This is a genomic window from Actinocrispum sp. NPDC049592 (assembly GCF_040675465.1).
Lineage (GTDB): Bacteria > Actinomycetota > Actinomycetes > Mycobacteriales > Pseudonocardiaceae > Kibdelosporangium.
In genome coordinates this window covers 1,241,253-1,264,039 of the sequence record NZ_JBFAPA010000001.1, presented here as the reverse complement: position 1 = coordinate 1,264,039, position 22,787 = coordinate 1,241,253, and the positions used below count along the sequence as shown (strand labels likewise).

The following is a 22,787-nucleotide window of genomic DNA, read 5'->3' as shown; positions in this document are numbered from 1 at the left end:
CGGCGCGGTCCGGCGTCGCTTACGACAACGGAATCCTTGCGAGGAAGCCGGTTTCGAGGGCGGTCCAGATGGCTCCGTCCGGGCCGACGGTCAGGCCGTGCGGCTCGGACTCGGGGCTGGGCAGGTCGAACTCGTCGATCTTGCCCGCGGGCGTGATCCGGCCGACGCGGTTCGCGCCCCATTCGGTGAACCAGAGGTCGCCGCTCTCGTCGCCGACGATCGCATGCGGACGGGCGGCGCGGTCGGGCAACGGGAACTCGTCGATCGTGCCGTCCACCGCGATCCGGCCGACCTGCCCGGCGAGGATCTCCACGAACCACAGCGCGCCATCGGCCCCGGTCGTGATCCCGACCGGGCCCGCGTTGGGGGTCGGCAGCGGGAACGTGGTCACGTCGCCGCCGAGGTCGATCCGGCCGATCGCGTTCGCCTGGTTGAGGGTGAACCACAGGCCGTCGTCCGGGCCCGCGGTGATCATCGACGGGAACGCCTTCTCGATCGGCAGCGGGTACTCGTCGATGGAGTTGTCCTGGGTGATCCGGCCGATCCGGTCCACGTTGATCTCGGTGAACCACAGCGCCCCATCCGCCCCCGCGGCGATCCCATAGGGACCGGTCTCCGCGCTCGGCAGCTCGTATTCGCGCACGTCACCCACAGTGGTGATCCGACCGACCCGGTTACCGCGCAGCTGGGTGAACCACAGCGCCCCATCCGGCCCGGGGGTGATCACCGACGGCCCGTTCTGCGCCGACTCCAACGCGAAGCTCTGCACCTCGCCACCGGGCACCAACCGCCCGATACGTCCCGCATGCACCATCGTGAACCACAACGCACCATCCACCCCAGCGGCGATCCCATAAGGACCAGCACCAGGATCGGCCACCCGGAACTCCTCGATCATGACCCCGACCCTACGCGGTCCCCCACCCACCCTCACGCCCCAAGGGTGGTGGGTCAGGGGGTGTCGGGCATGAGGTCGGCCAGGACTTGCATGCCCAGTTCCCAGTTGTCGCGCAGTTCGGTGGCCGCTGTGTCGAGGTCGCCGGTGAGGAGGGCTTCGGCGATGCGGCGGTGCTGGGCGGCGGATTGTTTGATGCGCTTGGGTTTCTGAAAGAAGGCTCGTTCGTAGCGGTGGACGACCGTCTTCTGCGCCTTGATCAGGGCCAGGAGGCGTTGATTGGGGCAGAACTTGAGCAGTTCGGTGTGCCACTGGTCGTCCTTGGCGCCCGCGCTCACCGGGTCGGCCTGCGCCATGGTGTCGGCGAGTTTGATCAGTTTGGGTGCGTGGGCGTGGAGTTTGGCGGGGTCACTGGCCTGCAGGGCCAGGACCTCCAGGGCGCCGATGATCGGGTAGGTCTCGCGGATCTCGGTCGCGGTCACCGGGGACAGCCAGAAGCCGCGGTTGGGGCGCAGCTCCAGGACACCCTCCTGGGCCAGGCCGGCCAGCGCCTCCCGGAGGGGAGTCCGGCTGACGCCCAGGGAGTCCGCGAGGGTGCCCTCGTTGATCCGCGTGCCGATCGGGTACTCGCCGTTGGCCAGGCGGACCAGCACCTCGTCGCGGATCTGCTCACGCAGCGGGCGCCTGGTGATGGCCATAAACACAGAGTACTTCATTCTGAATTCAGAATGTAGAGTGCAGGACATGTACGTCAACACCGAGGGAAACACCTGGTCAGCGCGCTCCCAGCCGACTGTGGGCGACCCGCGTGAGCTCCACCGGACGCTGCCCGGGTTCGCGCCGACGCCGCTCCTGGAGGCACGGGTGGCCACGCGGCGGGTGCTGGTGAAGGACGAACATCTGCGCGCTGGGATGCCGTCGTTCAAGATCCTCGGCGCCGCGTGGGCGGTCTTCCGTTCGCTCGGCGGCACCACCGGGGGCTTCGCGGACCTCGACATCGACCCGAAGCTCACCCTGGTCACGGCCACGGCGGGCAACCACGGCCGCGCGGTCGCGTATGTCGCCCGCCTGCTGGGCGCGGCCTCGCACATCTTCATCCCCGCCGGAACCTCCGAAGCCCGCGTCGAGGCGATCCGCGGCGAAGGGGCGGAGGTGCACATCGTCGAAGGCGACTACCAAGCGGCCGTCGACGCTGCGGTCAACGACGCATCGACCGGAAACTCCTTGCTGGTAGGCGATGTCGGCGAGTCGATGACGGCGGTGTGGGCATCCGAGGGCTACCGGACCATCCTGCGCGAACTCGACGAACAACTCGGCCAGGCACCGGACCTCGTTGTCGTCCCGGTGGGCGCGGGAACGTTCGCGAAGGCGGTCGTCACGCACTACCGCCAGGACGGCCCGCGCCCGCGCATTCTGACGGTCGAACCGGACACGGCCGCGTGCCTGCTGAAGTCGTTGCAAGCAGGGCATCCGGTGACCGTGCCCGGACCACATCCGTCCACAATGGCCGGTCTGAACACGGGCGAGGTCGACGGCCAGGCCTGGGAAACACTGCACAACGGTGTCGACGCGGCCATCGGAGTGTCCGACGAGGACACCTTCGAAGCCATGCGAACCCTGGCCGCGCAGAACATCACCGCGGGGGAATGCGGGGCTGCCGCCGCGGCCGGTCTCAGCGCCTACTTCGCGGCGGGCAACCCGTTGAACATCCCGGAAAACGCGACCATCGTGCTGATGAACACCGAAGGCATCAACGACCCGGCCAACTACGACAAGGTCGTGAGCGTTCTCAGTCGTTAGAACGACCGGAAACCCTCACGAGGGGTCAGTCGATGGGGGCGCGGCGGGTGCGCTTGGTCTCGCCGCGGCGGCGCTTGTCCGCGAGACGACGCTCCTGCACACCACGGCTCGGCTTCGTCGGGCGGCGCTTGGGTGGCGGCGGTTCGGCGGCAGCCCGGAGCAGCGCCGCGAGCCGGTCCCGTGCGGCGCGGCGGTTCTGCAGCTGCGCACGGTTCTCGCTCGCCGCGATGGTGATCACGCCGTCGACCAGCCGGCGGCCGAGGCGCTCGACGAGCCTGGGCCGCAGTGTGTCCGAAATGGACGGTGAACCGACCACGTCGAACGACAGCTCCACCCGGCTGTCCGCGGTGTTCACCCCCTGCCCACCGGGCCCGGACGACCGGGAGAACCGTTCGCGCAACTCGGCCGCTGGAATCACCAGCGCACCGGTCACCATCAAGTCCTCCGCCATACCTCAAGTGTGACGCATCGCGGGCCGGACTCGAAATGGAATTAGTGCCGTTCGCACACCGTCCCGGCGAAGCTTCCGCCGCTGCTGTCCTGGAAAACCGAGGTGGCGCAGGTCTGTTGTGGACGGGCCGGTTCGTCGACCCGAGCCGGCGACCGCGCGAACCCCGAGACGATCACCACAGCAGCAGCGACCGCGGCCACACCCGCCACCGCACCGCCGGCAGCAGTGAGAACGCGGCGACGCCGGATACGACGTCCTTGGGCGACAACGTCCTCGCGGGAGAACCGCAGCGGCGGCTCGTCGGCCACGGCCTGCCCCAGCAGGGTCCGGATATCGTCGGTCATCGCACCTCCCCGGCCGGTTCCAGCTGGTGGCGCAACGCGGCCAGCCCCTTGTTGGCCTGGCTCTTCACCGTGCCCGTGGTGCATCCCAGCAGCTGTGCGGTCTCCTCGATGGACAGGTCCTCCCAGTAGCGCAGCACGACCACCGCGCGTTGTCTGGGCGGCAACGCGGCGAGCGCGGCGCGGACATCCAGGTGGGCGGCGACATCACGGTCTTCACCGGCCCAGTCCGGCACCGCGTCCACCGCGGTCTCCCGCCGCCGGGACGCCAGCCGCGACTCGTCGATGGCCGCCCGGACCAGGACTTTCCGCGCGTACGCGTCCAGCGCGCCGATCTTGGCGATCCGCGGCCAGACCGCGTACATCTTGGCCAGCGCGGTCTGGACCAGGTCCTCCGCCCGGTGCCAGTCCCCGCACAGCAGGTACGCCGTCCGACGCAGCACCAGTGCCTTGGCGTCGACGAATTCGCCGAAGTCGCGGTCCCCCACACCAGATACAACGGCGCGGCCCCCGCGAAAGGTTGCCGCTAGAACCGAGGATGGTCGCCGCGCAGGATCGCGCGTGGCGAGTCGACGTCGGCGGCGTTCACCTCGCCGATCACCCATGCGGGGAGGTGCCGGGCGGTCAGGACGGCCAGGGCGCGGTCGACGTCCTCGGGGCTGACCACGGCCACCATGCCGATGCCCATGTTGAACGTGCGCTCCAGTTCGTCCCGGTCGATCCGCCCGCGCCGGCCGATCAGGCCGAACACCGGCGCCGGGGTCCAGCTGCCGCGGTCGAGCACGGCGCACAGGCCGGGTGGGATCACGCGTTGCAGGTTGTGCACCAGGCCGCCGCCGGTGACGTGCGCGAACGTGCGGACGTCGGCCTCCGCGGCGAGCGCGAGGCAGTCCTTGGCGTAGATCCGGGACGGTTCCAGCAGTTCCTCACCCAGGGTCCGGCCGAACTCCTCGACCTGCCCCTCCAGCGGCAGCCGCGCGGTCTCCAGCAGCACCCGGCGGGCCAGCGTGTAGCCGTTGGAGTGCAACCCGGACGAGGCCAGGCCGAGCACCACGTCGCCGGGCCGGACCCGTTCGGGCCCAAGCACTTTGTCCGCCTCGACCACGCCGACGCTGGTCGCCGAGATGTCGTAGTCCTGGTCGGCCATCAGGCCGGGGTGCTCGGCGGTCTCGCCGCCCAGCAACGCGCAGCCGGCCTGCACGCAGCCGTCGGAGATGCCCTTGACCAGGGCGGCGATCTTGTCCGGGACGATCTTGCCGACCACGATGTAGTCCTGCAGGAACAACGGTTCCGCCCCGCACACCACCAGGTCGTCCACCACCATGGCGACCAGGTCACGGCCGATGGTGTCGTGGATGTCCATCGCCTGGGCGATGGCGATCTTGGTGCCCGCGCCGTCGGTGGACGCCGCGATCACCGGCTCCCGCCACTTCTCCAGCTTCAGCCGGAACAGGCCGGCGAACCCGCCGATCCCGGCCAGCACCTCGGGCCTGGAGGCCTTCTCGGCCCACGGCTTGAGCTTCTGCACAGCCTCGGCACCGACATACGTCGTCCTGGGACCGTCGGACTGCGTCGTCACTATGTGATCTTCCCCGTGAGACTAAGGACGTTGCAATGCGTCCTCAGCACCGTACCCGTTGACCATCACCGGGGTGGCGTCGCCCGCGACACCTTTTTCCAGGCCTTCAAGCAGATGCTTGCCGATCATCGCCTCGTTCGGCAGCTCGATCGGGTACCGGCCGTCGAAGCACGCCATGCATAGCCTCGTCCGGGGCTGCTCCGAGGCCGCTACCAGCGATTCCAGCGAAACGTAGCCGAGCGAGTCGGCGCCGATCGACCGGCGGATGCCGTCGAAGTCCAGGCCGTTCGCGATGAGTTCGGCGCGTGAGGCGAAGTCGATGCCGTAGAAGCAGGGCCAGCGCACGGGCGGCGACGCGATCCGCACGTGCACCTCCAGCGCACCGGCCTCGCGCAGCATCCGCACGAGCGCGCGCTGGGTGTTGCCGCGCACGATCGAGTCGTCCACGACGACCAGGCGCTTGCCGCGGATCACGTCCCGCAGCGGGTTGAGCTTGAGCCGGATGCCCAGCTGGCGGATGGTCTGCGAGGGCTGGATGAAGGTCCGGCCGACGTAGGCGTTCTTCACCAGGCCCGAGCCGTACGGGATGCCGGACGCCTGGGCGTAGCCGATCGCGGCCGGGGTGCCGGACTCGGGCACCGGGATGACCAGGTCGGCCTCGCACGGGTGCTCGCTGGCCAGGCGGCGGCCGATCTCCACGCGGGTGGCGTGCACGCTGCGGCCGGAGATCGTGGTGTCCGGGCGGGCCAGGTACACGTACTCGAACACGCAGCCCTTCGGCTCCGGCACGGCGAACCGGGACGAGCGCAGGCCGCCCTCGTCGATGGCGAGCAGCTCGCCGGGCTCGACCTCACGCACGAACGAGGCGCCCACGATGTCCAGGGCGGCGGTCTCGCTGGCGACCACCCAGCCGCGCTCCAGCCGGCCGAGCACCAGCGGGTGCACGCCGTGCGGGTCGCGGGCCGCGTACAGGGTCGACTCGTCCGACCAGACCAGGCAGAACGCGCCGCGCAGGGTCGGCAGCAGCTCCATCGCGGCCTGCTCCAGGCCCTTGTCCGCGGCGTTGGCCGCGAGCAGGCCACAGATCAGGTCGGAGTCCGTGGTGGCGCCGTTCTTCACGGCGATCCCGGCGGCCTCCGAGCGTTCCAGCAGCTCGGCGGTGTTCACCAGGTTGCCGTTGTGGCCCAGGGACAAGCCGGATCCGGCGGCGGTGGTGCGGAACGTCGGCTGCGCGTTCTCCCAGGTACCGGACCCGGTGGTGGAGTAGCGGCAGTGCCCGACAGCGAGGTGGCCGCGCAACGACTGCAGCACCTGCTCGTCGAAGACCTGGCTGACCAGCCCGAGATCCTTGAACACCACGACCTGATGGCCGTCGGCGACGGAGATTCCGGCCGCCTCCTGCCCACGGTGTTGCAACGCGTACAACCCGTAGTAGGTCAGTTTGGCGACTTCCTCACCGGGCGCCCAGACACCGAAAACGCCGCATTCCTCGCGGGGCTCGGAGTCGATGGGGTCGGCTTGGGGGGCGGACTGGTCGATGACCACCGAAGCACTCCCTGGGGACGAAGGCAGTATCACCAGTGTAAGGGCCCCAGACACCCATTCGGACCACACCGCTGTGGCGCACCCCACTCTTGGGTGAGGAAGTCAGAACCGCAGTATCGGCAGCAGGCCGGAAATGTCCGCTCTGGTGCCGGACGCGGACACCCTGGCCTGGTCGACCGCAGTGGTCCAGTCCATTTGCCCGATGGCCAGCTCAAGCCAGGTCCTCGGGTCCATCTCGACCACATTCGCCGGGGTGCCCCGGGTGTGTCGCGGGCCCTCGACGCACTGGATCGCCGCGAACGGAGGCACTCGCACCTCGACGCTATGCCCCGGAGCTATTTGTTCCAGGGTGCGCAACGAGGACCGCACGGCCGCGGCGAGCACGGGCCGTGCGGGCTTCTCGTCGGTCTCACCACGCACCCAGGGCAGCACGGCTGCCACGGCGGCACGCAGTTCATTGGGGTCAACAGGTTTGCGCACTACCGGCTCTCGGCCAGCTGCACGACCTCGCCGAACATCTGCTCCACGTGGTGAACCAGCCTGCGGTTGTCGGTCGGCGCGATGGTCGTCCAGACACTGCCGTCCGGGGACGGGCGGCGGACCTGCAGGTAGCGGCCCTCCTCGGTGTCGAAGAACGAGACCACCCGCTCGGCGCGGTGCCGCTTGCCCCACTTGTCCCGGGCGGCGGCGCCGAAGTTCCCGGTGGCCACGACGTCCTTGATCATCGTGCTCAGCGTCTCGACGTCGTCCTGCCGGATACCGCGGTTGCGCAGCGCGTTCTCGAAACCCACCTGGGTGCCGCCGGCGCCGTTGGCCGCGGCGTCGAAGTCCGCGGTCAGCAGGCTCACCGACTGCCCCGGGCCGGCCGGGACCTGGGCCAGCACCCCGACCGCGACGCTGGGCAGCGACGTGGCCGGGACACTGTGGATGGTCACGTAGTCGTCGGCCAGGATCGCCAGCACCGCGTCGTCACCGCGCGAGGCGGCGAGGAAGCGGACGCTGCGGCCCAGCCACGTCCGGCCGTCGACCTCGCGGTCCGGCCGGGCCAGCACGTTCAGGCCCTGACCCACGGCGGGGTGCAGGTCGACTGGGCGGCCGAGGCCGCGCCGTTCGATCTCCGCCCACGCCTGGGCGACGAGCCCGCGCCGTTCGGTGTGCGTGGCCCCCGGTGAGGGCACCTTGACCGCGAGCGGCATCTCGTCGGCCAGGCCAAGGTGCTCCCACAACACGTCGAACTCGAGCGCCGACACCGTGATCGGCCTGGGTTGCACCGGTGCTCCCAGATCGATCACTGCTCGGAGCTCTCACCGATCACGGGCGGGGCGACCATCCGGTCGTCGCCGAACACGTCCTCGGTTTCCAGCAGGTAGCTCGGGGTCTCGTGCTCGTCGTCGTCCTCGCCCTGGCCACGGCCACCGGCGCCCATCGGCCCGTTCGCGGCGCCACCACGGCCACCGGCCATGTTGCCCGCGGCACCGCCACGGCCGCCGACACCCTCCTGGAACAGGGCGTTCGTGCCGGCACCGCGGCCGAGCTGACGGCCTTCCGCGTCGACCGCGTTCTGGCCGAAGCCCTGGTTGCCGAGACCGCCCCGGCCACCACCGCCAGGCCCGCCCTGGCCACCGCGGCCACCCGGGCCCTCGTTGAACGGGCCGGAGCCGTTCGGGCCGGAGCCACCGGGACCGCCGGTGAAGAACGGGCCGGGGCCGCCGGTGATCGGCAGCGGGTTGGGGTTCGGGGTCGGCGTTGGCGGGTTCGGCGGGAACGGCAGCGGGCGGTTGACCGGCGGCTCGACCACCGGCGGGGTGACGTGCGACGGGTCGGTGGCCTGGTGCTGCCCCGTCGGCAACGGGTCGCCGGTCGGGGTGGGCGTGTGCGACGGGGTGAACGTCGTGTTGTTCGTGGTGGTGTGGCTCGGCGTGAACGTCTGCGTGGCCGGCGTGGTGTGCCCGGCCGGGAACGCGCTCGAGCTGTGGAACCCGCTCGTGTTGACCGAACCGGTCTCCCAGCCACCCTGCGCACCCGGGGTGTTCACGACCACGTTCGGCGGCGGGTCGAACCGGCCCAGCGTCGAGGCGTTGAGCTGGCTGTTGTCCTCGTACTTCTCCATCGCCTGGACGGCCTTACGGGCGGCCTCGTCCTGGGCGCGCTCCTGCGCCTCGTGGTCGATCGCCTGGTTGGCCACCGCCGCGGCCGGCCCCGGGTTACCCGCCAGCGCCGCCGCACCCGCGCCGATCATCGCCCACGTGGACGGCTTCGGCGTGGTGACCTCGACCGGCTCCGGCACCTCGGAGCGGGCCTGCCCCACGTAGTCGCCCTGCATCTCGTACGACGCCTTCATGACGTTCGCACCCTGCGAGGCGTGCGTGGCCCAGTCCTTCAGCGGCGACATGCTCGTCGTCGCGTTGTCCCCGGCCTGCCCCTCCCAGTCGACCTTCAGCTTGCCCAGCCGGCTGTCCAGGGTCGAGCTGATGTGGTCGAGGCCCTGCGACAGCGTGGTCCAGAACTGGATGTGCGACGCGGACGCGGCCGGCCCCGGGCCGTCGTTGATCATCGTGTAGATGGCCTTGTGGTCGAGGCCTCTCCAGCGGGTGTCAGTCATTGTTCAATGCCCCTCAGCTCCAGTTCCCGTGGATCAGTCCGCGAAGTCGGTGCCGCGCGCCTTGGACCTGTTGGCCGCCTCGACGCCGACATAGCTCACGTAGGCGGAGTGCAGCGCGTCACCCGACGCCGTCAACTGCGCGTGGTAGGCGGTCAGCTGATCGATGGCCGCGTCCTGCCCCATGTCGGCCGCGCCGGCACTGCCGTCGTCGAACTGCTGAGCGGTCTGCTTGCTCACCGGATCCTGCGCCCAGGCCGGGGTCTTCATTTTCTTGAGGTCGCTGACGAGCGTCAGAACCTCGTCGGCGGCCTGGTAAAAGGCATCCCGGGCGACCGGAATGGAAGAAGGGTGGACGTTCAACGTCTGCGAGGCCGCGGGGCCAGGTGCCGACCCCCCACTGTCAGCTGGAATCACGGTCCGTCTCCCTGAGGTACATGTGCTTTCGCGATGACTGTAGCTCTGATGCGAGAGGCTCGGGAGTGGTTCCCCCAACCTCGTAACCCGGTTTCGTGAATGTGTGACCAACCGGCGGAGCGGTCATGACGCCACCGCCACTTTGAGCGCTCCTTCGGCAACTTTCACGGCGTTCGTGCAGATCTCGCTGTCGGCCGGACGTTCGGCCGCCACTTTGGCCGAGTTCCAGTAGACGTAGAGCATCTGCCCATCGGCGACGTCCATCCCGGCGAAACAGATTCCGGGCGCTCCGGACGGGGCCAGGAAGGTGAACCCCGGGAAACCTCCGATCGTCACCGGTGTCACCCCGGGCGCCTGCCCGTTGCGGGTGAAGTCGTCGACTCCGACATTCGTGACAGCGGTGACGCCCGCACTGAACTCACCCGAGACAAGAACATCGCAGTCGGTCATCGAGGCAAACGCGACCGACGGCTTGCCAATGGTCTTCTTGCCCTGCCAGCCGAATTCGGCGGCGGACATCCCATTCATGATCTTGCAGCTGTCCGTCGTCTTCAGGTCGATGGTCTTCGGGCGGTTCACCGATGGCTTGGCGGAACCGGTTGTTTTGCCGGTGGGTGGAACGGATGTGTTGGTGTCGGCGGCGGCTGTGGGGGTGCCTTGTTGTTTGGTCGAGCAGGCGGTTATCAGCAGCAGCGCGGCCCCCAGCACTGCTCCCACCCTGAAGCTCCCCATGGCCCAGCACGGTACCGAACCGCACCGGCGGTCGTCCGGTGAACGCCCGAGATCCCGGTCACGCTGCGTGTATATGACCAGTCCAGTCACTGTTCGCGACCGTGAAACGACGTGGAGTGCGAAGACCCGCCGGATGCCCGTGGCGGGATGGGCCGGACCCACGCCTACGATGCTCCACATGGCACAGCGGCCGGACATCACCGCCGAGATGAGGGCGAGTGCGAAGTCGAACCCGAACACGTGGCTGTACGTGATCGACCCGTTGTTCGAGTCCGAAGTAGACGTGCCGCCATGGGGGGTTGTCGGCGCTTATCCGGTGGACGCGGGTGGTGAGATCGAGGACGACTTCCAGCCCAACGAGCGCTACCGTCCGTCACCGCAGGCGTTGCGGATGCCGCCCCCGCCGAGCCCGCTGGACGAGCTGCTGCAGCTGATCCGCACGGGGCACCGGCAGCCGGAGGAGCTGCCGCCCGCGCTCAAGGACGCGAAGCTGCTGCTGTACGCCCGCGCCGCGCACGAATACGACGTCATCGGTTTTCCCGACCCGCAGGGCCGGGTCTTCGTGCCGGTGTGCACGGCCGAGGAGTACGTGCCGGACAGCTGGCCCGGGTGGCGGCAGGTCACCGGCGCGGTGCTGGCGCCGTTGCTCGCCGGTCATCCCGTGCTGGTCAACCCGATCGGCCCGATCAGTGCGATCGTCCCGGCTGAGCACCTGGCGAACTGAGCCATTTCTCGATCGCCGCGGGCGGCCCGGACTTGGCGTACAGCCAGCCCTGCGCGCAGTCCGCGCCGATCCGCCGCAGCCGTTCGGCCTGCTCCACGGTCTCCACGCCTTCCGCGGTCACCGTCAGACCCAGCAGATGCGCCAGCGACACCAGGGTTCGCACGATCTGGGTGTCCACCAGGCTGGCATTCCCGGAATCCCGCAGGCCTTCCAGGAACGAGCCCGCGATCTTCAACGTCCGCACCGGAAGTACGCGCAAATACGCGAGATTCGAATAGCCGGTGCCGAAATCATCGATCGCGATGGTCAGTCCCAGGTCCACCAGCGTGCGCAGCATCTCCAGCGGCTCACCGGTGGCGCCCATGATCGCCGACTCGGTCAGCTCCAGCTGCACCCGGTGCGCCGGAAGCCCGGTCTCCGCAAGGATTTTGCGCACGTCGTCGACCAGGCCAGGATCGCGGCACTGCCGCACGGCGAGGTTCACGCTCACGTAGGGCGCGTCGTCGCCGTACCGGTCCCACCACTGTTTCGCTTGGATACAAGCGGTTCGCAGCACCCACCGGCCCAACGGCACGATCAGGCCGGTCTCCTCGGCCAGCCCGATGAACTTGTCCGGCCCCAGCGGCCCGAACTCCGGGTGCCGCCAGCGGACCAGCGCCTCGACGCCGTGCAGCTCACCGTCCGGCAACCGCACGATCGGTTGGTAGTCCACGTAGAACTCTTCACGCTCCAGCGCCGCCGGCATCCGCGCGGACAACGTGAACCGCGCGACCTCGCGGGCGTTGCGCTCCGGGTCGAAGCACGCGTACTGGTCCTTGCCGTCGCTCTTCGCCCAGTACAGCGTGACATCCGCGTCGCGCATGGTGTCCGCGGGCGTGGTGCCCTCGACCGCGCGCTCGACGATGCCGATGCTCGCCGACACGCTCAGCTCGTGCCCGCCGATCCGCACCGGTTCCCGGAACGCGGCCAGGATCTTGTCCGACAGCAGCGTGAGTTCCTTGATCGACGAGCAGTTGCGCACCAGGACGACGAACTCGTCGCCGCCCATCCGCGCGGCCATCCGGTCCGGCCCGTGCACCAGCGAACCCAGCCGTGAACCGACGGCGACCAGCAGCTGGTCACCGACATCGTGGCCGAGGCTGTCGTTGATCACCTTGAACCCGTCGACATCCAGGTAGCACAGGCCGACGCGCGTGCCCTCGCCCGCGGCGAAGATCTCCGCCAGCCGCTCCTGGAACAACGCCCGGTTCGGCAGGCCGGTCAACGGGTCGTGCGTGGCCTCGTGCCGCAGCTGGCGCTGCAGCGCGTGCCGTTCGGTGATGTCCTCGATCATCCCGACCAGGTACTGCGGATGGCCGTCGCTGTCCCGCACGACCGAGACCTTCACGTTGGTGCGCAAGGTCGCGCCGTCGCGCCGGGTGTACCGGCGCTCCACCTGGTAGCTGTCCCGCGCGCCGGACAGCGCCTCGTCGTACTCGGCGCGCAGCTCGACCGGCATGTCCTTCTCGAAGAACTGCTCGATGTTCATCGTGCGCAGCTCGGTCAGCGGGACCCCGAGCAGCTCGGACATGGCGCGGTTGGCGTCGATGATGTGGCCGCGCATGTCGCAGATGCCGATGCCGACCGCCGCTTCGTGAAACACCGCCTGGAAACGGGCCTCGCTGGCCCGCAGGGCGGCCTGCGCGCCGCGCCTGGCGTCCATGGCCGCGGTGCGCACCGACTCGTGCTCGTCCAGCGACTGCTCGTGGTTGGCCTCGTTGAACCCGGTCACCAGAGCGGCGAGAATGCGCGGCAACACGGAAATCGCCCGATCGGCGCAACCGGCCAGGGCGGGCAGCTCCTCGCCGATCACCCGAACGGACGCGGCCAGCGACTCCGTCTCCGCGAAGCCGAGCCGCACCAGCTCGACGCCGACCCACTCCACCGTCTCGGCGACGAACGCGTCCTGGGCGCAGGAGTCGATCAGGATCTTGGCGAACTCCCGCAGCCGGTCGACGACCTCCTCGGTGTCCAGCGCCACGTAGCTGGTGCTGCGCACGGACGAAGCCCAGCGCCGGGCGAACCGTTCGTACCCGCCGGTCCCTTCGGCAGCGGGCAAGTTCGGGCTCTCCACCGTCCAACACCCTTCGCCCACTCGTGGGATCGATCCAACTGGGCCGGTTGACCGCAACCTTACCGGTTCTGAACAGCAAGGTACTCAGCCGCGCAACTACCAGGGCACCCACTGTTCGTGATTATTTCACACCAAGGCGTGACAAATGGATAGTTTCAGGCTCACAATCCCTCCCGGTGGTTACCTTCACACGGTGGCCACCGCTCCGTGAGGGCAAGAAAGGGCACCCCATGAAGATCCCTGCAATCCGACGGGGCCGCCGCCTGCTGACCGCAGTCGCCGCGGTGTCCGCCGCCGTCATGGCCCTGGGCGCGTTACCAGCCACAGCCATGCCGGCCGACCAGGTGAACCCGATCGACAAGATGATCTACGAGAACGACCACCCGATGGGCTCGCAGATAGCCAAGCACGAGGGCACCCCGATGACCCTCGTGCACCCCGACGACATCTCCATCCAGGCCGCCGTCTACGGCATCGACGTCAGCGGCTGGCAGGGGAATGTCGACTGGGCGGCGCAGTGGAACGCGGGCAAACGGTTCGCCTACGTCAAAGCGACCGAGAACACCAACTACACCAACCCCTATTTCGCCCAGCAGTACAACGGTTCCTACAACGTAGGCATGATCCGCGGGGCTTACCACTTCGCCATCCCGAGCGCGAACATGCAGACCGCCATCGACCAGGCGAACTACTTCGTCAACCACGGCGGCGGCTGGTCACGGGACGGCAAGACCCTGCCCGGGGCACTGGACATGGAGTACAACCCTTACGGGTCAACATGTTATGACCTCGCCCCGGGCACCATGGTCAAGTGGATCCTGAATTTCAGCAACACCTACCACTCCCGGACCGGGCGGTGGCCGGTGATCTACACGAGCACCAGCTGGTGGTCGCAGTGCACCGGCAACGGCGGTGACTTCACGTCCACCAACCCGTTGTGGGTGGCCAGGTACGCGTCCACCGTCGGCACACTGCCGTACGCCTGGGGCTTCTACACGTTCTGGCAGTACAGCTCCAGCCCGATCGACCAGGACGTCTTCAACGGCGCCCAGGATCGGCTGGTAGCACTAGCCAACGGCTGAGCCGCTTCGAGCTGCGGCGATCGCGTTGAGCAGCGCGGTCGCCGCGGCACTAGGCGCTTCTGCCGTCACCACACCGGTCTCCCAGTGCTTCGGCTTGCTCAGCCCCACGAACCGGACCTTGTCGGTCTTCACCGAGAACGACTGCGGCACAAGGGCGACGCCGAGTCCAAACGCGACAAGGTCGAGCAACGAGTGCACGTCGTTGACCTCGAACGCGATCCGCCGGTCGCCCACCACAGAGTCGACGACGTCCCGCGAGCCCCAGTCCCGGGAGAAGTCCACGAACGGTTCGCCGTCGAGCTCGTTCAGGTCGACCTCGTCGCGTTGAGCCAGTTCATGATCCAGTCCACAGGCCAGCACAAGGGGTTCACCCGCGAGCGGGCTGACCTTGAGGTCGTCCGCGCGCACCGGCAGGGACACGAACGCGATGTCCAGGCGCCCGGAGCGGACCTCGTCGGTGAGCTCGTTCGAACCACCATGCCGCAGCCGGATCTCGACGCCCGGGTGGGCCGAGTGGAAGCGCGCGAGCACCGCGGGCAGGTGCACCACATGCAGGCACTGCAGCGACCCGATCGCGACACTGCCCCGGACCAGGCCCTGCACGGCCGCCACCGCGTCACGGGCCGCGTCGGTCGCGCTCAACGCCCGCCGGGCCTCGACGAGCAGCGCGCGCCCGGCCGGGGTCAGCTCGACCTGGCGGGTGCTGCGGACGAAGAGTGACGCGCCCAGCTCCCGTTCGAGTGACCGGATCGACGCCGAGAGCCCCGACTGGGCGACGTGCATGCGTTTGGCCGCCCTGGTGAAGTGGCATTCCTCGGCGACGGCCACGAAGTACTCGAGCTGGCGCAGTTCCATTGACAGCCCCTATTGATAACCAGCAGTGCTCAACGGGATCAGTTTCTTCTGTTGGACAGAATAATGCACTCGGCGCAGGCTGGAGGCCGTCACCACCATCGAGAGGGAGACGCAGATGCGGACTCGTCGGATCGGCGAGACAGAGGTCAGCGCGATCGGGCTCGGCGGCATGCCGCTGTCCGTTGACGGGCGGCCGGACGAGCAGCGCGCGGTCGCCACGATCCACGCGGCCCTGGACGCGGGGATCACGCTCATCGACACCGCCGACGCCTACAGCCTGAGCGACAAGGACTTCGGGCACAACGAGGAGCTGATCGCTGGCGCGCTGAAGAGCTACGGCGCCGGCGACGAGATCCTCGTGGCCACCAAGGGCGGGCACACCCGCCTGGCCGACGGCGGCTGGGGCCTCAACGGCACGGCCGAGTACATCAAACAGGCCTGTGAGGCCTCGCTGCGGCGCCTCGGGGTCGAGGCCATCGGGCTGTACCAGTTCCACCGGCCGGACCCGCGTACGCCGATCGAGGAGTCCGTCGAGGCCGTCCGGGACCTGCTGGACGCGGGCAAGATCCGGTACGCGGGCGTGTCGAACTTCAACCCGGCGCAGATCCGGACCGCCAACGAGATCCTCGGCGGCCGGCTGGCGGCGGTGCAGAACCAGTTCTCGCCGGTGTTCCGGTCCTCCGAGCCGGAGCTGGAGCTGTGCGCGGAGCTGGGCATCGCGTTCCTGCCGTGGAGCCCGCTGGGCGGCATCGGCAAGGCAGGCCGGCTCGGCGGCGGCGTGTTCGACGAAGTCGGTGCGGCGCATGGGGTCAGCCCGCAGCGCGCCTGCCTGGCGTGGATGCTCGCGAAGGCGGACGTGGTCATCCCGATCCCGGGGTCGTCGCGTCCGGAGAGCATCCGTGACTCTGCGGCAGCGGCCGAGTTGGTCCTGTCACCTGACGAGGTCAAGAAATTGGACACCGCTTGACTTTCTACGGCATCCGGCCCTATGCGGCAGGGCCGGATGCCACCAGAATGTGCGGATGCATCTCGCGCTGGTGATTGTCGGCATCCTCTTGTTGTTCGGTGCCGGTGTGGCGTTCACCCAGCAAGGTCGTGCGCTGACCGGCACCCTCATCGGTGCGCTCGGCGTTCTGCTGACCGTGACCGGCTGGGTCCTGCTCGACGGCGGGTCGACGCTCAGCGACGCGCTGAAGACCGGCGGCCTGGCCGCCAGCTCCCTGGTCGTGCTGTACGCGTTGTGGCTCAGCGACCGCCGCCGCCAGGCCGACGAGGAACGGTACGAAGTGGAGCGTCGCCGCCACGACCTCGAGGGCCAGCGGCACAGCCTGGAGCAGGCCCGTCATCACCTGGAGTCCCAGCGGGTCCAGCACGAGCGCGAGCGGTCCACCGACGAGCGGTTCGCCCGCGCGGTCGAGCTGCTGGGCAGCGACGCCGACCAGGTCCGCGTGGGTGCGATGCACTCCCTCGCCGGCCTGGCCCGCGCCCGGACCGACTACACCCAGACCGTGCTCGACGTGCTGTGCGCGTACCTTCGCCGGCCGTTCGACCACGAGCACTACGCGAAGTTGCGCGGCGACAAGGACTTCGTGGTCGCCCCGGACGCCGACCGGGAGCGCCAGGTGCGGCTGACCGCCCAGCGCCTGATCGGGGATCTGCTGCCGCAGATCGGCAACGGCCGCGGCCCCACCTACGACCTCGACCTGACCGGCGCGACCCTGGAGTACTTCGACCTGTCCGAGCGCGTGGTCGGCCAGCTCACCGCGCGTTCGGTGAACCTGTACGAGGCCAACGCCTTCCGCGGCATGGAGATCTTCGGCGACGCCTGGTTCACCTCCGCGCACAGCTGGGGCAAGTTCATCGCCCAGGGCACGAAGTTCCACAAGCGGGCCTGGTTCTCCAACTTCGAGGCCGACCAGCTGGTGGACTTCAAACAGTCCACTTTCGACGGTATCGCCAAGCTCGCCCAGGCCAAGTTCGACGGCAAGGTGGTGCTGCGCGGCAGCCGGTTCGCCCAGCCGATCGACCTCAACCACAGCAAGTTCAACGGCGGACTGGACATGACCTCCGCCAGCACGTCGACCGCGGACACCTACGGCATGGTCGTGTCGCTGGAGATGAAGAACGAGCTGCCTGAGGGCTGGATCGTGGACCGCAACGAGGACGGCACCGGCCTCGTCCGGGTCTGATCAGAAAAGGTCGCCCCAGAACTCGGCTTTCCAGCTGGGCTCCCAGTCCGGGTCGATGTACCAGCCCATGACCTCGCGGTGGATGTAGTCCGCGAGGTCGGTGCCGTAGTAGATGATGTCGGTCTGCACCACCGACAGCACGGGATGTCCGTACGTCCCGCGCCCGGCGGGCAGATACCTGTGCCCGTACACGGGAACGAGCTGCGGGACCGTGGCCAGGTGCTCGCGGGCGACCTCGATCGCCTCGGCCGGCTCCGCCGGACGCTCGCCCCAGCTTTTGTGCCACATCTTGTTGTGCTCGACATCGAACAGCACGCCCCCGACCGGCCGGGCCAGTCGTTCGCGCAGCGCGTCCCGGTCTTCGTCGCGCCAGTCCGGCCACGGCTTCGACCAGGTGTGGGTCACGCCAGGCTGCGGGATGACCGGCACGTTCAACGGCAGTTTCTCGGCCAGGAACGCCCGGTGGTCGTCGGCGAACTCGAAGCCGAACTCGTTCTCGATCCGGTCGAACTCAGCGTCGGTCAGCCCAGGCGCGGCAGGTCCACCGGCCCGCCTGGCGGCCTCGGCCCCGATCCGAACCCCCTCGTCAGCCAGCACAAGGTCAGACTAGGGCTCATGACAACCCGATTCCGCACGGGGACGTTCTGAGGGGCATGCGGGTAGATCCCAGCTTCGAGACGTTCGTCGAGAACAGCTCCACGGCATTGCTGCGCACCGCGTACCTGCTGACAGGTGACCGGGGGCATGCCGAGGACCTGTTGCAGACGGCGTTGTTACGCACCGCCCGGCACTGGTCGCGGGCGCGTGACTCGCCGGCGGCGTACGCACGCGCGGTTCTGCTGAACCTGTCGCGCGACCGGATCAGAACCTTGTTCCGGCGCCCCAAGGAGGCCCCGATGCCACCGGACGTGGACGCCATCCACGCGGTGGACGCGGGGTACGAGCAGATCGCCGAGCGGCGCGTGATGCTGCACGCCCTGGCCAGGCTGCCGATCCGGCAGCGGCAGGTCATCGTGCTGCGGTTCTACGAGGACATGACGGTCGAGCAGACCGCTGAGCTGCTCGGCTTCACCCCCGGAACGGTCAAGTCGCACACCTCCCGGGCGCTGGCCCGGCTGCGTGAGCTGCTGGCCGGCCACGACTCCATGGAGGAGGTACCCCGTGCTCACCGATGAGCAGTACGGCCGCCGGATCGGCGACCGGCTGCGGCACGAGATCGAGGATGTCCACGCGAGCCCGGACCTGGTCCGCAGGCTGCGCCGCCGCCAGGTCAAGCGCACCTGGGCCATCACCAGCGCCATCGCCACACCGGTCGCGGCGGCTGCGGTCATCGCAGTGGTCGTGTCCAGCCAAAGCACGCCCACCCAGCCCATCGCCGCACCCCCGGCGACCAGCGCGGCGCCCAACACGAGCACCAGCAGCGCCGCACCGCAGATCCACAACGTGGCCTACATCCAGGCCGAGACCGTGAAGGCGCTCGGTCAGGCCTCGCAGTACGTCATCTACTCGAAGGACACCTACAACACCGGTTACTACGAGACGTGGACCGACAAGGCGACCTTGCGGTACCGCAACGACGGCTACACCCAGCTCCCGCCCTCGCCCCCGATGGGCAAACGGAATGCCGACGGGAGTGTCAGCCTCCCCGCCGGGCCACCCAAGGTCGAATTGGGCCCGATGCGCAGGCAACAGTCGAACGCCGTCAAAGGCCCGTGGGAGAACCAGGAGATCACCACCATCGACTGGGAGAACAAGTGGTGGTCCACCCACCACATGAGTGAGCCCAAACCGAACTTCGAGATTCCCGATCCCACCGACCCGGAAGGCCTGCGCAAAGCGGTGGCCGACGGCAAGCTGGAACTGGTCGGTCAGGAGAAGGTCGGCACCATCGACACCCACCACCTGCGGCTCATCGGCCCCAAGCGGGAGTACAAGATCGAGCTGTGGGTGGACGCCACCACTTACCTGCCGGTCAAGGAATCCGCGATCAAGAACCACGGCGGCCAGGGCGACCAGGAGTTCCCGGAGTCGGGCGGTGAGGCGATCACCTACGCCTGGCTGCCCAGAACAGAAGAGAACCTGGCCAAACTCACCCTGACCCCACCAGCCGACTTCAAGCAGATCAAGTGAGCGAAAGGCGCCGCCCACGATGGGACGGCGCCTTTCGCCATGGAAAAACTCAGTCGAACAACGCCGGGAGCGTCGACTCCCAGGCGGTCCGCAGCTCATCGAGGGTGAACGTGCCGATGTCCTGGATCTCCAGTGCACCGGCGTCCGGGTCGACCACACCGAGCTTGCGCCAGGGCAGGCCGCGAGCGGAGCACATGTCGGTGAACCGCAGCTCCTCGGTCCGCGGCACGGCGACCATCACCCGCCCGGCCGACTCCGAGAACAGCTGCACGAAAGCGTCCTGGTCGGGGTCGAGGAAAACGCGAGCCCCGGTCTGACCGATCAGGCAGGCCTCGACGAGAGCCTGCGCGAGGCCACCCTCGGAAAGGTCGTGCGCGGCGGAGACCATTCCGTCGCGGGACCCGGACCGCAGAATCTCCGCCAGCAGCTTCTCCCGCGCGAGGTCGGCCTTCGGCGGCAACCCGCTCAACGACCCGTGTACGACGTGCGCCCATTCGGACCCGCCGAACTCGTCCCGCGTGTCACCCAGCAGAATCAGGGTTTCGCCCGCCTCGGCGCCAATTCCCGTTGGAATCCGGCGACGGACGTCGTCGATGACTCCGAGCACACCGACAACGGGAGTCGGCAGAATCGCCGTCGTCCCGGTCTGGTTGTAGAAACTCACGTTCCCGCCGGTGACCGGAATCCCGAGTTCGACGCAGCCGTCGGCCAGCCCGCGAACGGCCTGTTCGAACTGCCACATCACCCCGGGATCCTCCGGCGACCCGAAGTTCATGCAGTTCGTGACCGCCACCGGCGTCGCCCCGGAGACGGCCACATTCCGGTACGCCTCAGCCAGAGCGAGCTTCGCGCCCTCGTAAGGATCGAGCTTGCAGTACCGGCCGTTGCTGTCCAGCGAAAGCGCGACCCCGCGGCCGGTCTCCTCGTCGATCCGGATCATCCCCGAGTCCGACGGCTGCGCGAGAACAGTGCCACCGCGGACATAGCGGTCGTACTGGTCGGTGACCCACCGGCGGGAGGCCAGGTTGTGCGATCCGGCCATCCGGACCACCAAGTCCCGCAACTCAGACGCCTGCGGCCGCGGCAAGGAAGCCGGAACCTGCAAGTCATCCTGGTCCGCGGGCCGCTCGATCGGCCGGTGGTAGACCGGGCCCTGGTGCGCGACGGTCCGCGGCGGGACGTCCACCACGACCTCGCCGTGCCAGGTGATGACCAGCCGCTCGGTGTCGGTGACCTCGCCGATCTCGGTCGCCGTCACGTCCCACTTGGCGCACACGGCCATGAAAGCGTCCACATCGGACGGCCGGACGACCGCGCACATCCGTTCCTGCGACTCCGAGGACAGGATCTCCGCCGGGGTCATCCCCTTGGCGCGCAACGGAACGCTGTCCAGCACGACGTGCATCCCGCCGTCACCGGCGGCGGCCAGCTCACTGGTCGCGCAGGACAGCCCGGCACCGCCGAGGTCCTGGATGCCGACCACGATCCGCTTCTGGAACAGCTCCAGGCAGCACTCGATCAGCACCTTCTCGGTGAACGGGTCGCCGACCTGCACCGAGGGCAGCTTCTTGCGCCCCGGCCCGGTCTCGTCGCCGGAGAACGTGTCGCTGGCCAGCACCGACACGCCGCCGATGCCGTCCAGGCCCGTCCGGGCGCCGAACAGGATGACCTTGTTCCCGGTGCCGGAGGCGTGCGCCAGGTGCAGGTCCTCGACCCGCATCGCACCCACACAAAGCGCGTTCACCAAAGGGTTGCCGATGTAGGTCGGGTCGAAGACGACCTCACCGCCGATGTTCGGCAGCCCCAGGCAGTTCCCGTACCCGCCAACGCCGGCGACGACGCCGGGCAGCACGCGGCGGGTGTCCGGCGCGTCCGCGGCACCGAACCGCAGCGCGTCCATGACCGCCAGCGGCCGGGCGCCCATCGCCATGATGTCGCGGACGATCCCGCCGACACCGGTCGCGGCGCCCTGGTACGGCTCCACATAGGACGGATGGTTGTGCGACTCGGCCTTGAACGTCACCGCCCAGCCGTCGCCGATGTCCACCACGCCCGCGTTCTCGCCGATGCCGGCGAGCATCTTCGAGCGCATCTCCTCGGTGGTGGTCTTGCCGAAGTAGCCCAGGTGCACCTTGGAGGACTTGTAGGAGCAGTGCTCCGACCACATCACCGAGTACATAGCCAGCTCGGCGTCGGTCGGGCGGCGGCCCAGGATGTCCCGGATCCGCTGGTACTCGTCGTCCTTGAGACCCAGTTCGCGGTAGGGCTGCTCGGTGTCCGGAGTGGACTCCGCGTGCTTGACCGTGTCGAGTGTCATGCCGCCACCAGTGCGTCGAGAACGGAAAAGAACATGCCCAGCCCGTCGTCCGACGGCCCGGTGAGCGCGTCGATCGCGTGCTCGGGGTGCGGCATCAGGCCCACGATCCGGCCGCGTGCGTCGGTGATGCCGGCGATGTCGTTCAGCGAGCCGTTCGGGTTCCCGCCCGCGTACCGGAACACGACCCGGCCCTCGCCCTCCAGCTCGTCCAGCGCCGGCTTCTCGGCGACATAGCCGCCCTCGCCGGACTTCAGCGGGATCAGGATCTCCGCGCCCTGGTCGTACCGGGTGGTCCAGGCGGTGCTGGTGTTGTCCACCTTCAGCCACTGGTCGCGGCAGACGAAGTGCATGGCGGAGTTGCGAACCAGCGCGCCGGGCAACAGACCCGCCTCGCAGAGGATCTGGAACCCGTTGCAGATCCCCAGGATCGGCATGCCCTTGGCGGCGGCCTCGATCACCGGGCCCATCACCGGGGCGAACCGGGCGATCGCGCCGCAGCGCAGGTAGTCGCCGTAGGAGAACCCGCCGGGCACGATCACCGCGTCCACGCCGCGGAGATCGGCGTCCGCGTGCCAGAGCGAGACGGCCTCGCCGCCCGCGTACTTCACCGCGCGCGCCGCGTCCTGATCATCCAGCGTGCCAGGGAAGGTGATCACCCCAACCCGGGCGGTCACGATTCCACCCGCCGAACCGTGAAGTCCTCGATCACGGTGTTGGCGAGCAGGCCGCTCGCGATCTTGGTCAGCGTTTCGTCGTCGACATCGTCGTCGACCTCCAGCTCGAACCGCTTGCCTTGGCGAACCTCGGTGACACCTTGGAAACCCAGACGGGGCAACGCTTTGGCCACCGCCTGTCCCTGCGGGTCGAGGATCTCCGGCTTGGGCATTACGTCGACGACGACACGGGCCACGGTCGTTACTCCCACACTTACTAGGGGTGACGGCTACCCGCGAAGAGTACCTGACCAGGGAGTTTCGCCCTGCGCGAGCAGCGTGGCGGAATGGCCCGGGTCACAGTA

25 protein-coding genes are annotated in these 22,787 nt (G+C 68.7%); 7 read left to right on the top strand and 18 right to left on the bottom strand.

Going from position 1 to position 22,787, the window contains the following annotated elements; all coding sequences use genetic code 11:
• Positions 1-19: 19 nt before the first annotated feature.
• Positions 20-898, bottom strand: coding sequence for a virginiamycin B lyase (locus AB0J95_RS06045; protein ID WP_364752916.1), 879 nt, complete (start codon positions 896-898; stop codon positions 20-22).
• A gap of 53 nt (positions 899-951) precedes the next feature.
• Positions 952-1,593, bottom strand: coding sequence for a GntR family transcriptional regulator (locus tag AB0J95_RS06040; RefSeq protein ID WP_364752914.1), 642 nt, complete (start codon positions 1,591-1,593; stop codon positions 952-954).
• A gap of 46 nt (positions 1,594-1,639) precedes the next feature.
• On the opposite strand from AB0J95_RS06040, the gene AB0J95_RS06035 reads away from it, so the two are divergent.
• Complete coding sequence (locus AB0J95_RS06035; protein ID WP_364752912.1) at positions 1,640-2,695, top strand: pyridoxal-phosphate dependent enzyme; 1,056 nt, start codon at positions 1,640-1,642, stop codon at positions 2,693-2,695.
• Between the two features lie 25 nt (positions 2,696-2,720).
• Here AB0J95_RS06035 and arfB read toward each other — a convergent pair whose 3' ends face one another.
• The 10 genes from arfB to AB0J95_RS05985 all read right to left on the bottom strand — a co-directional run bounded on the left by arfB (position 2,721) and on the right by AB0J95_RS05985 (position 10,359).
• Positions 2,721-3,146: an alternative ribosome rescue aminoacyl-tRNA hydrolase ArfB gene (gene arfB, locus AB0J95_RS06030; protein ID WP_364752910.1), complete on the bottom strand. Its 426-nt coding sequence runs from the start codon at positions 3,144-3,146 to the stop codon at positions 2,721-2,723.
• Positions 3,147-3,187: 41 nt separating this feature from the next.
• On the bottom strand, positions 3,188-3,490 hold the full coding sequence (locus AB0J95_RS06025) for a hypothetical protein (RefSeq protein ID WP_364752908.1): 303 nt from the start codon (positions 3,488-3,490) through the stop codon (positions 3,188-3,190).
• The gene (locus AB0J95_RS06020; RefSeq protein ID WP_364752906.1) at positions 3,487-3,975 is read right to left on the bottom strand and encodes a SigE family RNA polymerase sigma factor; all 489 of its coding nucleotides are present in this window, start codon (positions 3,973-3,975) and stop codon (positions 3,487-3,489) included. The genes AB0J95_RS06025 and AB0J95_RS06020 overlap by 4 nt, the downstream gene beginning before the upstream one ends.
• Before the next feature lie 38 nt (positions 3,976-4,013).
• Positions 4,014-5,066 (bottom strand): phosphoribosylformylglycinamidine cyclo-ligase, encoded by a 1,053-nt coding sequence (gene purM, locus AB0J95_RS06015; protein WP_364752904.1) that lies wholly within the window; start codon positions 5,064-5,066, stop codon positions 4,014-4,016.
• A gap of 21 nt (positions 5,067-5,087) precedes the next feature.
• Positions 5,088-6,605, bottom strand: a complete 1,518-nt coding sequence (purF, locus tag AB0J95_RS06010; RefSeq protein WP_364753519.1) for an amidophosphoribosyltransferase — start codon at positions 6,603-6,605, stop codon at positions 5,088-5,090.
• Between the two features lie 108 nt (positions 6,606-6,713).
• On the bottom strand, positions 6,714-7,091 hold the full coding sequence (locus tag AB0J95_RS06005) for a sterol carrier family protein (protein ID WP_364752901.1): 378 nt from the start codon (positions 7,089-7,091) through the stop codon (positions 6,714-6,716).
• Entirely contained in the window at positions 7,091-7,882 is a 792-nt protein-coding gene (locus AB0J95_RS06000; protein ID WP_364752900.1) for an ESX secretion-associated protein EspG, read from the bottom strand. The genes AB0J95_RS06005 and AB0J95_RS06000 overlap by 1 nt, the downstream gene beginning before the upstream one ends.
• 17 nt (positions 7,883-7,899) lie before the next feature.
• Positions 7,900-9,213, bottom strand: coding sequence for a PPE domain-containing protein (locus AB0J95_RS05995; RefSeq protein WP_364752898.1), 1,314 nt, complete (start codon positions 9,211-9,213; stop codon positions 7,900-7,902).
• A 33-nt stretch (positions 9,214-9,246) separates the two neighbouring features.
• Positions 9,247-9,627 (bottom strand): hypothetical protein, encoded by a 381-nt coding sequence (locus AB0J95_RS05990; protein WP_364752896.1) that lies wholly within the window; start codon positions 9,625-9,627, stop codon positions 9,247-9,249.
• 123 nt (positions 9,628-9,750) lie between these two features.
• On the bottom strand, positions 9,751-10,359 hold the full coding sequence (locus tag AB0J95_RS05985) for a DUF3558 family protein (RefSeq protein ID WP_364752894.1): 609 nt from the start codon (positions 10,357-10,359) through the stop codon (positions 9,751-9,753).
• Positions 10,360-10,537: 178 nt separating this feature from the next.
• Here AB0J95_RS05985 and AB0J95_RS05980 point away from each other — a divergent pair, with 178 nt between their 5' ends.
• Positions 10,538-11,083: a type VII secretion system-associated protein gene (locus tag AB0J95_RS05980; RefSeq protein WP_364752891.1), complete on the top strand. Its 546-nt coding sequence runs from the start codon at positions 10,538-10,540 to the stop codon at positions 11,081-11,083.
• On the opposite strand, the gene AB0J95_RS05975 is transcribed toward AB0J95_RS05980, so the two are convergent.
• Positions 11,046-13,196, bottom strand: coding sequence for an EAL domain-containing protein (locus AB0J95_RS05975; protein WP_364752888.1), 2,151 nt, complete (start codon positions 13,194-13,196; stop codon positions 11,046-11,048). The genes AB0J95_RS05980 and AB0J95_RS05975 overlap by 38 nt on opposite strands.
• Positions 13,197-13,426: 230 nt before the next feature.
• On the opposite strand from AB0J95_RS05975, the gene AB0J95_RS05970 reads away from it, so the two are divergent.
• Positions 13,427-14,278 (top strand): lysozyme, encoded by an 852-nt coding sequence (locus tag AB0J95_RS05970; protein ID WP_364752885.1) that lies wholly within the window; start codon positions 13,427-13,429, stop codon positions 14,276-14,278.
• Here the strand turns inward: AB0J95_RS05970 and AB0J95_RS05965 are convergent.
• Complete coding sequence (locus AB0J95_RS05965) at positions 14,264-15,133, bottom strand: LysR family transcriptional regulator (RefSeq protein WP_364752883.1); 870 nt, start codon at positions 15,131-15,133, stop codon at positions 14,264-14,266. The genes AB0J95_RS05970 and AB0J95_RS05965 overlap by 15 nt on opposite strands.
• 115 nt (positions 15,134-15,248) lie before the next feature.
• Between AB0J95_RS05965 and AB0J95_RS05960 the strand changes: the two genes are divergently transcribed.
• Entirely contained in the window at positions 15,249-16,100 is an 852-nt protein-coding gene (locus tag AB0J95_RS05960; protein WP_364752881.1) for an aldo/keto reductase, read from the top strand.
• A gap of 55 nt (positions 16,101-16,155) precedes the next feature.
• On the top strand, positions 16,156-17,322 hold the full coding sequence (locus AB0J95_RS05955) for a pentapeptide repeat-containing protein (RefSeq protein WP_364752879.1): 1,167 nt from the start codon (positions 16,156-16,158) through the stop codon (positions 17,320-17,322).
• On the opposite strand, the gene AB0J95_RS05950 is transcribed toward AB0J95_RS05955, so the two are convergent.
• On the bottom strand, positions 17,323-17,919 hold the full coding sequence (locus AB0J95_RS05950; RefSeq protein WP_364752877.1) for a hypothetical protein: 597 nt from the start codon (positions 17,917-17,919) through the stop codon (positions 17,323-17,325).
• 56 nt (positions 17,920-17,975) lie between these two features.
• On the opposite strand from AB0J95_RS05950, the gene AB0J95_RS05945 reads away from it, so the two are divergent.
• Positions 17,976-18,497 (top strand): SigE family RNA polymerase sigma factor, encoded by a 522-nt coding sequence (locus tag AB0J95_RS05945; RefSeq protein WP_364752876.1) that lies wholly within the window; start codon positions 17,976-17,978, stop codon positions 18,495-18,497.
• Positions 18,484-19,452, top strand: a complete 969-nt coding sequence (locus AB0J95_RS05940; protein WP_364752873.1) for a hypothetical protein — start codon at positions 18,484-18,486, stop codon at positions 19,450-19,452. The genes AB0J95_RS05945 and AB0J95_RS05940 overlap by 14 nt, the downstream gene beginning before the upstream one ends.
• Positions 19,453-19,501: 49 nt before the next feature.
• Here AB0J95_RS05940 and purL read toward each other — a convergent pair whose 3' ends face one another.
• Genes purL through purS form a run of 3 tightly spaced genes read right to left on the bottom strand, consistent with a single transcriptional unit; the run spans position 19,502 to position 22,679 of the window.
• A complete protein-coding gene (purL, locus tag AB0J95_RS05935; RefSeq protein WP_364752870.1) occupies positions 19,502-21,769 on the bottom strand; it encodes a phosphoribosylformylglycinamidine synthase subunit PurL in 2,268 nt (755 codons plus the stop codon).
• Positions 21,766-22,443 (bottom strand): phosphoribosylformylglycinamidine synthase subunit PurQ, encoded by a 678-nt coding sequence (gene purQ / locus AB0J95_RS05930; RefSeq protein WP_364752867.1) that lies wholly within the window; start codon positions 22,441-22,443, stop codon positions 21,766-21,768. The genes purL and purQ overlap by 4 nt, the downstream gene beginning before the upstream one ends.
• Complete coding sequence (gene purS / locus AB0J95_RS05925) at positions 22,440-22,679, bottom strand: phosphoribosylformylglycinamidine synthase subunit PurS (RefSeq protein WP_364752864.1); 240 nt, start codon at positions 22,677-22,679, stop codon at positions 22,440-22,442. Before purS ends, purQ begins: the two co-directional genes overlap by 4 nt.
• Between the last annotated feature and the right edge of the window lie 108 nt (positions 22,680-22,787).

What these genes read in the sequence shown, in the direction of transcription:
- AB0J95_RS05980 (WP_364752891.1), top strand. Translation starts at nt 10,538, where the DNA reads ATGGCACAGCGGCCGGACATCACCGCCGAGATGAGGGCGAGTGCGAAG.
- AB0J95_RS06045 (WP_364752916.1), bottom strand. Translation starts at nt 898, where the DNA reads ATGATCGAGGAGTTCCGGGTGGCCGATCCTGGTGCTGGTCCTTATGGG.
- AB0J95_RS05945 (WP_364752876.1), top strand. Translation starts at nt 17,976, where the DNA reads ATGCGGGTAGATCCCAGCTTCGAGACGTTCGTCGAGAACAGCTCCACG.
- AB0J95_RS05955 (WP_364752879.1), top strand. Translation starts at nt 16,156, where the DNA reads ATGCATCTCGCGCTGGTGATTGTCGGCATCCTCTTGTTGTTCGGTGCC.
- AB0J95_RS06025 (WP_364752908.1), bottom strand. Translation starts at nt 3,490, where the DNA reads ATGACCGACGATATCCGGACCCTGCTGGGGCAGGCCGTGGCCGACGAG.
- purL (WP_364752870.1), bottom strand. Translation starts at nt 21,769, where the DNA reads ATGACACTCGACACGGTCAAGCACGCGGAGTCCACTCCGGACACCGAG.
- AB0J95_RS05965 (WP_364752883.1), bottom strand. Translation starts at nt 15,133, where the DNA reads ATGGAACTGCGCCAGCTCGAGTACTTCGTGGCCGTCGCCGAGGAATGC.
- AB0J95_RS05970 (WP_364752885.1), top strand. Translation starts at nt 13,427, where the DNA reads ATGAAGATCCCTGCAATCCGACGGGGCCGCCGCCTGCTGACCGCAGTC.
- arfB (WP_364752910.1), bottom strand. Translation starts at nt 3,146, where the DNA reads ATGGCGGAGGACTTGATGGTGACCGGTGCGCTGGTGATTCCAGCGGCC.
- AB0J95_RS05985 (WP_364752894.1), bottom strand. Translation starts at nt 10,359, where the DNA reads ATGGGGAGCTTCAGGGTGGGAGCAGTGCTGGGGGCCGCGCTGCTGCTG.
- AB0J95_RS06040 (WP_364752914.1), bottom strand. Translation starts at nt 1,593, where the DNA reads ATGGCCATCACCAGGCGCCCGCTGCGTGAGCAGATCCGCGACGAGGTG.
- AB0J95_RS05960 (WP_364752881.1), top strand. Translation starts at nt 15,249, where the DNA reads ATGCGGACTCGTCGGATCGGCGAGACAGAGGTCAGCGCGATCGGGCTC.
- AB0J95_RS05995 (WP_364752898.1), bottom strand. Translation starts at nt 9,213, where the DNA reads ATGACTGACACCCGCTGGAGAGGCCTCGACCACAAGGCCATCTACACG.
- AB0J95_RS06035 (WP_364752912.1), top strand. Translation starts at nt 1,640, where the DNA reads ATGTACGTCAACACCGAGGGAAACACCTGGTCAGCGCGCTCCCAGCCG.